Annotated in this window: 1 protein-coding gene; it reads left to right on the forward strand. The window is 57.8% G+C overall.

From position 1 onward, the window contains the following. The first annotated feature begins 728 nt into the window (after positions 1 to 728). Positions 729 to 1,895: a group II intron reverse transcriptase/maturase gene (gene ltrA / locus B4967_RS10865; protein ID WP_207953617.1), complete on the forward strand. Its 1,167-nt coding sequence runs from the start codon at positions 729 to 731 to the stop codon at positions 1,893 to 1,895. The last annotated feature ends 201 nt before the right edge of the window (positions 1,896 to 2,096 follow it).

Consider the following 2,096-nt stretch of genomic DNA (forward strand, 5'->3'; position numbering starts at 1 on the left):
TTTTTTGTTTGCCCGGCGAAGCCGGCAAACCCGGTCACCTGAAAGAAGGTGTCGTCACCCCGACTGAGGGGAAGATAATCCGACTGGCAAGGGCGTCACTGGCTAACGGTGGGGTCTGAAGGAAGCCATAGGAGGTTAACGGTACACAGCGCAAGTGAACCTGCTTCGGCAGTACAGGTGGGTAAGCGTGCAAAATAGCGCGACGCCCGATACTCAGTCAGGCCTGTGCTGTGTTTTGAGGGTGGCATCGTTAACAGGGAGCCGGTGCAGTAACCGGGGAAGCCTGACACCGCATCCGGCGTAGCCGGAGGTTGTGGCTCGAGGTGAAAGCCAAGACCGCAATGGGTGCGAGGTGGCAGATGACGCCGTAGTAGTGAGGAAGTTCCGACCTGTGAAGCCTGGTAACAGCGTGGAGGACAAAACCGGAACGACCGCTGGCGGAGGTTCAGCGGACTGGGCAAGGCCAAAAGCCTTGGTCGGCTGCGAAGGGCGGAAGTCATTAATGAGAACGACGGACATTGATCTGAAGGTTGACGCTGTGTTCACAAGCTGCCCGACGGGGCAGGGAAGTGGGTCGAGGTGCTGTGGGAACACAGTGGCTTCGTCCTTCTCTGAACGAGGGAGTAGAACGACACCGTGGCGGCAGATTGCCAACGCGCTAGTACCCGGACGGGTCGTTTGAAATAGACCAACAGCCAGACCGATGATCGGCGACGTCCATCACAGAGATGAGCGGGCATGAGGAAATACTACAGTCTTTACGGGCAGTTGCTGCAAAACAGCGCCTGTACGAAGCCTTCAAACACGTCAAGCGCAACAAAGGTGCGGCCGGAATCGATGGGCAGAGCCTGAGTGCGTTCGAGGTGAATCTGGAGGTGGAGCTGTCGTGTCTGCTCCTCGAACTGAAGGAAAAGCGCTATCGAGCGCAGCCTGTCAGGCGCGTTGCCATCGCCAAGGACGACGGCGGTGAACGTCTGTTGGGTATTCCCACGGTTCGAGACCGGGTTGTGCAACAGGCATTACGCAGTATCATCGAACCGCTCTTCGAGCCAGACTTTCACCCCTCGAGCTACGGGTATCGTCCGGGACGCAGTGGTCACCACGCTATCAGCAAAGCGGCGTTGTTCATCCGCCGCTACCGGCGTGAATGGGTAGTGGATATGGACTTGTCGAAATGCTTCGACACGTTAAACCACGACCTGATCATCCGCCAGTTCCGCCAACGGATCACGGACGGCAGTGTATTGTCGCTGCTGCGCCAGTGCCTGGAAAGCGGCGTGATGGTGGGGTGCCACCTTGAAGAGACGGTACAGGGCAGCCCCCAGGGCGGCGTGATCAGTCCGCTGATCGCCAACGTCTACCTGGACGCCTTCGACCAGTTTATGAAGGCACGGGGTCATCGAATCGTCCGCTACGCGGACGATATCCTGGTCCTGTGCAGCTCACGAGCAGGCGCGGAGAATGCGTTGAGGGTAGCCCAATGTTATCTGGAAGTTGAGCTGACGCTGACAGTCAATGCCACTAAGACCCACATCGCGCACAGCGACGAGGGGATCAAGTTCCTGGGGGTAGTGATCCACACCAAGTACACCCGCATCCAGGAAAAGAAGGTGGTGACACTTAAGCAGAAGGTGAAAGCGTTGACGAAGCGTAATCGAGGTGCGGGGCTTGCGGTGATCATCCGCGAGTTGAATCCTGTGCTGCGCGGCTTTGCCAACTACTTCCGGGTAGCGAACTGCGGCGAGGGTGTTAAAGCAGATGATGAGTTGGGTGAGGCGTCGACTACGCTGCGTCCAGCTCAAGCAGTGGAAGAAGCCGGGTCGGCTGCATCGAAGGCTGAAACAGTTGGGCTACCGTCCTCCGTTCCAGTACATCAAGATGCAAAGCTGGTGTAACGCGGCGTCGCCGCTGGCCCATCTGGCGATCCCCAACGCCTACTTGCACGACGATCTGAGGTTGCTGGACTTAACCAAGATCAAAACGGGCATCACTGTCCCCGAAGTTCGGGGTAAGTTAATGGCATGAGCCGTATACGTGGCCCGTATGTACGGTTCTGTGAGAGGGATGAGGCGGTAACGCCTCACCCTACTCGATAT

The organism is Vreelandella lionensis, from assembly GCF_002087295.1.
Classification (GTDB): Bacteria; Pseudomonadota; Gammaproteobacteria; order Pseudomonadales; family Halomonadaceae; genus Vreelandella; species Vreelandella lionensis.

What these genes read in the sequence shown, in the direction of transcription:
- ltrA (WP_207953617.1), top strand. Translation starts at nt 729, where the DNA reads ATGAGCGGGCATGAGGAAATACTACAGTCTTTACGGGCAGTTGCTGCA.